Origin of the sequence: Microvirga sp. HBU67558 (genome assembly GCF_018069605.1) — a bacterium.
Classification (GTDB): domain Bacteria; phylum Pseudomonadota; class Alphaproteobacteria; order Rhizobiales; family Beijerinckiaceae; genus Microvirga; species Microvirga terrae.
In genome coordinates this window covers 1-7,043 of sequence record NZ_JAGPUP010000395.1, presented here as the reverse complement: position 1 = coordinate 7,043, position 7,043 = coordinate 1, and the positions used below count along the sequence as shown (strand labels likewise).

Below are 7,043 nucleotides of genomic sequence, written 5' to 3'. Positions count from 1 at the left end.
GCGAGTTCCTGCGCCTCGCTGGCGCCGGCCTCGTGGTAGACGCGTCCATCGGCCAGGAAGGTGCGCCCGGCAAAGCCCTGCACGGTCAGATGCTCGAGCGTGTCGCCCATGCGCCGGGCCATGGCATCCCAGGACGCGGACATCCGCCCATGCGCCGCCATGGCCCCGATCGGATCAAGGCCGAGATCGAGGGAGAGGTCGGAGAGGTTGTGGCCGCGCCGCTCTGCGAGCGCCAGCATCAGCGCCGCCATCTGGCGGCCGTGGCCGCCCGCATCGACGCGCAGGTGAATGAGATCGAGCATGACGCCCGACAGCACCCGGTCGAGATCGTCGAGGCTCTCGACCCGCACGCCGAACCCATGGGCAGCGGGAGCCTTATGGGTCACGAGCGTCAGTGCATCGGCGCCGCCTTCGAGGTCGAGGAGAGCCAGTTCGTTGGCCTTGGCCGGATCGGGATGGTCGATCCGCTGCGACACGAGCCAGCGGCCGGGCTGCTCGCGCATAACGGGCGTCGATCCTTCCGCCTTCGAATAGAGGGGCTGGATGGCGATGCCGTCGTGGCTGCGGGAGACGAGCTTCTTCTGGAAGTCCGCGCCCTTGAGCACGCCCTCGACCAGCCTGAGCCAATGCTCGCGGGTCGCTTGCGGAAAATCGGCGGCTAAGGTGAGGTCGTCCATGGAGGCTCTCGTCCGGCAGCGGCGGAAATTTCGCGGGACGATACCGTTTCGGGACGGTGGTGGGAATGCCCAAAAGGACGATGAAGTCGCGGTGTCGGCTCCGCCTTGTCATGGCCGGCCTCACGCCGGCCATCTCGATGATGTGGAGCGCTACGCCCTGGTCCGTCGGGATCACCGGCACGAGGCGGGTGATGACCAAGAGGCAGCGTCAAACGAACTGCGATAGGCCGGGGATCGAGCCGACGATCGGGCCCATCACGTCCTCGCCGGCCTTCTCACGGCCATAGGCGAAGAGTTCCTTGCCCAGGGGCTGCATCTGGCCCATGGAGACGCCGACGCCCATGAGCTGGCCGCCGAGCGCCATCACGCCGCCGCCCATGGAGCCCATCATGCCCATGAGTCCGCCGCCGCCGCCGCTCTTCGTCTCCTCGATGGCTTCCTGGGCGCCCGGCAGGGCCCCGATCAGCTGGCTGACCTCGTTCTGCGGTCCTTCCTTCTGAAGGTAGCCCAGGATGATCCCGATGGCCTTCCGGGCGGTCGCCTGGTCGAGGCCGGTCTTCTGGGTCACGCGAGCGATGAGTTCGTCCATCTGATTCTCCTGAGACTGGAACAGGGTCGTTGGTTCACAACTAAACCATTAAATCAAGAAACCCGACAGTGGAAACTCGCCACGGTCTATCTAAGATCCTTGGGAGGATACGGGAGAGACTCGATGCTCGAAGACGGGAAGATCTTCATCGGCAAAAGCACCAAGCCGGAATATCTGGAGCTGCGGCTTGCCAACCGGCACGGCCTCGTGACGGGAGCGACCGGCACGGGCAAGACGGTCTCGCTCCAGGTGTTGGCGGAAGGCTTCTCCAATGCGGGGGTCCCGGTCTTCGCGGCCGATATCAAGGGCGATCTCTCCGGCATGGCGGCGCCCGGCAACGGCAAGGAGCCCCTGGTCAAGCGGGCGCAGGAGATCGGCATCGATTACGCGCCCGACAAGTTTCCAGTTGTGTTCTGGGACCTGTTCGGCGAGCAGGGGCATCGGGTGCGGGCGACGATCTCCGAGATGGGGCCGCTGCTCCTTTCGCGCCTTCTCGACCTCAACGACACCCAGGAAGGCGTGCTCAACATCGCGTTCCGCATCGCCGACGAGCAGGGATTGCTGCTGCTCGATCTGAAGGATCTAAGGGCGCTGCTGCAGCTCATTTCCGACAATGCGGGCGAGCTCACCACTACCTACGGCAACGTGTCGAAAGCCACCATCGGGACGATCCAGCGCCAGCTTCTCGTGCTCGAGAACCAGCAGGGCGACGAATTCCTCGGCGAGCCGGCCCTCGACATCAAGGACCTGATGCGACACGACCGTGACGGGCGGGGCGTCGTCAACATCCTGGCGGCCGACAAGCTCATGAGCAATCCGCGCCTCTACGCCACCTTCCTCCTGTGGCTGATGTCCGAACTGTTCGAGGAGCTGCCGGAGGTGGGCGACCTCGATCAGCCCAAGCTCGTGTTCTTCTTCGACGAGGCGCATCTTCTGTTCAACGATGCCCCGAAGGCCCTCGTCGACACCGTCGAGCGCGTCGTGCGCCTGATCCGCTCCAAGGGCATGGGCGTGTATTTCATCACGCAGAACCCGGTCGACGTTCCCGAGAGCGTCCTCGCACAGCTCGGCAACCGGGTGCAGCACGCGCTGCGCGCCTATACGCCGCGCGAGCAGAAGGCCGTGCGGGTTGCGGCGCAAACGTTCCGGCAGAACCCCGCCTTCGACACCGAGAAGGCCATCACCGAGCTCGGTGTCGGCGAGGCCCTGGTCTCGACCCTGGAGGGCAAGGGGTCGCCGTCCATGGTGGAGCGCACGCTGATCGCCCCGCCCATGGCGCAGGTCGGGCCGATCGCGTTGTCCGAGCGCCAGCAGATCGTGGCTTCAAGCCCCTTGCGGGGCAAATACGACCAGGCGGTCGATCCGGAATCCGCCTACGAGATGCTCGCCAAGCGCGCCGAGCAGGCGGCGGCGGAAGCCAAAGCGGCCGAAGGGGGAGGCGGCATCCTGGACATGCTCGGCGGCCTCTTCGGCACCTCCGGTGAGCGCAAGGGATCCATGACCGTGACGCAGCGCGTCACCCGCGAGGTGACGCGCACCATCGTCAATCAGACCGTGGGCAATCTCGCGGCCGAGATCGGCAAGTCCATCGGAGGGCGTCAGGGCAGCTCCATCGGACGCGCCATCGTGCGCGGCACCCTGGGCGGGTTGCTGCGGCGATAAAAATCGGCGTGATCGGCATGACGACACCAACCATACGCCTCGCGGTGCCCGAGGATCTTGCCGCTGTGGAGGCGGTCGTCCAGGCCGCCTATGCGGGGTATATCCCACGGCTGGGGCAGAAGCCCGGCCCGATGAGCGACGATTATTCCGCCCTGATCGAGATGCGGTCGGTCCATGTCCTCGTCGGCGAGGGCAGAATCCTTGGAGTGCTCGTTCTGATTCCGGAACCTGACACCATGCTTCTCGACAATGTGGCGGTCGGTCCGGACGCGCAGGGGCGCGGGTACGGGCGTCTGCTGATCGCCTTTGCCGAGAGCCTCGCCATCGAACGGGGGGTGAAGGCCGTTCGGCTCTACACCAACGAGGCGATGAGCGAGAACATCCGTCTCTACGGGCGCCTGGGATTCGTCGAGACCCATCGCGCACAGGAGAAAGGCTTCCGGCGGGTCTACATGACGAAGCCGCTCGTCTCCTGAGTCCGACGGCAACCCGTACTTGCGATCACCCGGGGGATGAGAGTACGTCTTGGGGCGACCCCGTCACCAAGGCAGATGTTTTCCATGTCCCAGCTCGACCAAGTTCTGCAGCGTATCGATTCCGATCTCGACGCGTCGCTCGACCGCCTGTTCCAGTGGCTGAAAGTGCCGTCCATCTCCACCGATCCGGCCTACAAGGACCATTGCCGCAAAGCCGGCCAGTGGCTCGTCGACGAACTGAAGGGCCTCGGCGTCGAAGCCTCCCTGCGCGAGACCGGCGGCCATCCGGTGGTGCTCGGCCATGCGGGCGGGGAGGGGAAACTGCACGTGCTCTTCTACGGCCATTACGACGTGCAGCCGGTTGATCCGCTGGACCTCTGGGAGAGGCCGCCCTTCGAGCCGCGTATCATCACGCTTCCCGACGGCCGCAAGGCCATCAGCGCCCGCGGCTCGGCCGACGACAAGGGCCAGGTGATGACCTTCGTCGAAGCGTGCCGGGCCTGGAAGGCCGTGACCGGTTCGCTGCCGATCACCGTCACGTTCCTCGTCGAGGGCGCGGAGGAGGACGGCTCCAAGTTCCTGCCCGAGTTCATCGTGGCCAACAAGGACGAGCTGAAGGCCGACGTGGCGCTCGTCTGCGACACGGGCATGTGGGACCAGGATACGCCCGCCATCACGTCGTCCCTGCGCGGCATGGTCTACGAGGAAGTGATCGTGCGCTGCGCGGACCGCGATCTGCATTCCGGCTCGTTCGGCGGCGCGGCGCGCAACCCGATCCACGTGCTCTCCAAGATCATCGCGGCCATTCACGACGACAACGGCCGCATCACGATTCCCGATTTCTACGAGGGCGTGCCGGAAACGCCCACGCAGGTGCTCGAGCAGTGGAAGGGCCTCAACCTCACCGAGGAGGAGTTCCTCGGCCAGGTCGGCCTGAAGCATTCCGCCGGCGAGACGGGCCGCATGCTCATCGAGCAGATCCAGTCGCGCCCGACCTGCGACGTGAACGGAATCATCGGCGGGTATACGGGCGAGGGCACCAAGACGGTGATCGCGTCGGAAGCCCGCTGCAAGGTCTCGTTCCGCCTCGTGGGCGACCAGGACCCGGCCCTGATCTCCGAGAATTTCCAGGCCTTCGTGCGGGAGCGCATCCCGTCCGACTGCTCGGTGGAGTTCATCAAGCACAAGGGCTCGCGCGCTCTCGCCCTGCCGCACGATTTCCCGGCCATCACGGCGGCGAAGTCGGCGCTGCACGACGAATGGCAGAAGGATCCCATCGTCATCGGCATGGGCGGGTCGATCCCGGTCGGCGGTGATTTCAAGCGCACGCTCGGCCTCGACACGCTCTTCGTGGGCTTCGGCCTCGACGACGACCGCATCCACTCGCCGAACGAGAAATACGATCTCAAGAGCTTCCACAAAGGCACCCGCTCGTGGGCGCGAATCCTGGCGGCATTGGCGAGGTAAGTCGCTTTAGGCTCTGTGCTCCGCACGCGTCATCACCGGCCTTGTGCCGGTGATCCAGCTCTTATGGAGCGAAGCGCCCTTCTCATTGGGATGGCCGGGACAGGCCCGGCCATGACGGCGTTTCAAACCAGCTCGCCGAGCGACCCGATCACTGCGCTCGGCGCGAGTTCCACGTACTCGTCCGGCAGCCCGAGCCGGTTGACCCAGACCGCATGAAAACCGAATGCCGCGGCACCGGCGATGTCCCAGCGGTTCGAGGACACGAAGACGACCTCGCTGGCGGCCACCGACAAGCCCTGAGGGACGAGATCGTAAGTGCGCGGGCTGGTCTTGAACACTCCCGCGGCATCGACCGACAGCACTGTGTCGAGATCTCCGGTCAGACCGGCCGACGCAACGGCCGCGTCCAGCATGCCGGGATCCCCGTTCGACAGGATACCGGTCCTGAGACCGCGGCCGCGCAGAGCACGGAGCGTGTCCCGGGCGTCGGGATAGGCATCGAGACGGCGATAGGCGTCCAGCAGGAGCGGCCTGAGCGACCGGTCGACCTGGGGAAAGCACGCGAAGGCATAGTCGAGCGCCGCCTCGGTCAGGGTCCAGAAAGGCTCGTAGCGTCGGGCCAGCGACAGCACCCAGGAATATTCGAGCTGCTTGGCGCGCCAGATCTCGGAGAAGCGCGTCGCGTCCGGTCCGATCGCGGCGGAATGGCGGGCGACGGCCGAATGCACGTCGAACAGGGTTCCGTAAGCGTCGAAGATGACGGCCTTGGCGGCGGGCGGGAGGATCGTCGGGGACATGACGCAAGGGTTGCACCGGCCGCGCCCGATGGCAATCCGACCAATGATCAGTCCTCCTCATGAAATCCATCACAAGTCTTGATGTCCCTATGGCCGAAGGAACGATTGACGGGAACCTCCGCAAGGGATTCGATGCGGCAGGCTTTCTGACCTAAAAGGATTGAGACAAGTGGCTTGGCATTCGCAGACGTGGAACTGGTTCAACGGTGCGTGGCACGAGGGCAATCCGCCCCTGATCGGGCCCCGGTCGCACGTATCCTGGCTCGGCTCGTCCGTGTTCGACGGGGCACGGGTGTTCGAGGGTGTCGCGCCCGATCTCGACCGGCATTGCGCGCGCGTGAACCGCTCGGCCCCCACCATCGGCCTCAAGCCGACCGTCGACGTCGATGCCATGCTCGACCTCGTGCGCGAGGGCGTGAAGAAGTTCGCACCGGGCACCGCCCTCTACGTGAAGCCCATGTACTGGGGCGAAGCCGAGGGCCTGGCCACCATCGCGCCGGATCCGGAATCGACCCAGTTCTGCCTTTCGCTCTTCGAGGCGCCGATGCCGGTGCCCGGCGGGCTCTCGGTGATGAAATCGAGCTTCCGCCGCCCGACCCTCGAGTCGATGCCGACCGACGCGAAGGCCGGCGCGCTCTACCCCAACAACGCCCGCGTGCTGCGCGAGGCCAAGGAGAAGGGCTTCGACAACGCCCTCGTGTGCGACGCCCTCGGCAACATCGCCGAGACTGGCACGTCCAACGTGTTCATGGCCAAGGACGGGGTGGTCTATACGCCGTATCCGAACGGCACGTTCCTGAACGGCATCACCCGCCAGCGCGTGATCCAGCTCCTGCGCGACGACGGTGCGCAGGTGGTCGAAGGCACGCTGCGCTACGAGGATTTCGCCAGCGCCGACGAGATCTTCATTTCGGGCAACTACTCGAAGGTGATGCCGGTGCTGCGCATCGACAGTCGCGATCTCCAGCCCGGCCCGTTCTACCGCCGGGCGCGCGAGCTCTACTGGGCCTTCGCCCACGACAAGGGTCTCCTGAAGGCTGCCTGAGATCATGCCCGCCCGCACGGGCGGCACATGGTGGAAAAACAATGGGCCCGGGACGCTGGAAAAGCGTCCCGGGCCCATCCTGTTCAGGCCGTGCCGTCGTCAGGCTCAGGCCGCCTTGACGTCGTGCAGGAAGCTGGACACCTCGCGGCCGAGGTCTTCCGAGTGACGGGCGAGTTCCTGCGCCACGCCCAGCACTTGCGAGGCCGCGGCGCCGTTCTCCTGGGCGGCGTGCTGCACGCCCACGATGTTGCCGGTGACCTGCTCGGTGCCCCGCGCCGCTTCCTGAACGTTGCGGGCGATCTCGGCGGTCGCGGCGCCCTGCTCCTCCAT

General features: G+C 65.9%; 7 protein-coding genes and 1 pseudogene. 4 read left to right on the top strand and 4 right to left on the bottom strand.

The window, feature by feature from the left end; all coding sequences use genetic code 11:
* A partial coding sequence (locus KBI52_RS02855) for a methylmalonyl-CoA mutase family protein (RefSeq protein WP_247654141.1) occupies positions 1-677 on the bottom strand: 677 nt, incomplete at its 3' end.
* A gap of 208 nt (positions 678-885) precedes the next feature.
* Complete coding sequence (locus KBI52_RS02850; protein ID WP_210805187.1) at positions 886-1,266, bottom strand: DUF2267 domain-containing protein; 381 nt, start codon at positions 1,264-1,266, stop codon at positions 886-888.
* Positions 1,267-1,389: 123 nt separating this feature from the next.
* Between KBI52_RS02850 and KBI52_RS02845 the strand changes: the two genes are divergently transcribed.
* From KBI52_RS02845 to KBI52_RS02835, 3 genes are all read left to right on the top strand, one after another.
* Positions 1,390-2,928 (top strand): helicase HerA-like domain-containing protein, encoded by a 1,539-nt coding sequence (locus KBI52_RS02845; RefSeq protein WP_210805185.1) that lies wholly within the window; start codon positions 1,390-1,392, stop codon positions 2,926-2,928.
* Between the two features lie 17 nt (positions 2,929-2,945).
* Positions 2,946-3,404 carry an N-acetyltransferase gene (locus tag KBI52_RS02840; RefSeq protein ID WP_210805183.1) on the top strand — a complete coding sequence of 153 codons (459 nt, stop codon included), beginning with the start codon at positions 2,946-2,948 and terminating at the stop codon, positions 3,402-3,404.
* An 84-nt stretch (positions 3,405-3,488) separates the two neighbouring features.
* Complete coding sequence (locus KBI52_RS02835) at positions 3,489-4,871, top strand: M20/M25/M40 family metallo-hydrolase (RefSeq protein WP_173945377.1); 1,383 nt, start codon at positions 3,489-3,491, stop codon at positions 4,869-4,871.
* A gap of 122 nt (positions 4,872-4,993) precedes the next feature.
* Here KBI52_RS02835 and KBI52_RS02830 read toward each other — a convergent pair whose 3' ends face one another.
* Positions 4,994-5,668, bottom strand: coding sequence for a haloacid dehalogenase type II (locus tag KBI52_RS02830; RefSeq protein ID WP_210805181.1), 675 nt, complete (start codon positions 5,666-5,668; stop codon positions 4,994-4,996).
* Between the two features lie 169 nt (positions 5,669-5,837).
* On the opposite strand from KBI52_RS02830, the gene KBI52_RS02825 reads away from it, so the two are divergent.
* Positions 5,838-6,713: a branched-chain amino acid aminotransferase gene (locus KBI52_RS02825; RefSeq protein WP_173945379.1), complete on the top strand. Its 876-nt coding sequence runs from the start codon at positions 5,838-5,840 to the stop codon at positions 6,711-6,713.
* A gap of 105 nt (positions 6,714-6,818) precedes the next feature.
* Here the strand turns inward: KBI52_RS02825 and KBI52_RS02820 are convergent.
* Positions 6,819-7,043: pseudogene (locus KBI52_RS02820) on the bottom strand (methyl-accepting chemotaxis protein); the annotation flags it as partial.

Excerpts from the sequence above, each read along its gene's own strand:
- KBI52_RS02850 (WP_210805187.1), bottom strand. The coding sequence starts at position 1,266 with ATGGACGAACTCATCGCTCGCGTGACCCAGAAGACCGGCCTCGACCAG.
- KBI52_RS02845 (WP_210805185.1), top strand. The coding sequence starts at position 1,390 with ATGCTCGAAGACGGGAAGATCTTCATCGGCAAAAGCACCAAGCCGGAA.
- KBI52_RS02840 (WP_210805183.1), top strand. The coding sequence starts at position 2,946 with ATGACGACACCAACCATACGCCTCGCGGTGCCCGAGGATCTTGCCGCT.
- KBI52_RS02835 (WP_173945377.1), top strand. The coding sequence starts at position 3,489 with ATGTCCCAGCTCGACCAAGTTCTGCAGCGTATCGATTCCGATCTCGAC.
- KBI52_RS02830 (WP_210805181.1), bottom strand. The coding sequence starts at position 5,668 with ATGTCCCCGACGATCCTCCCGCCCGCCGCCAAGGCCGTCATCTTCGAC.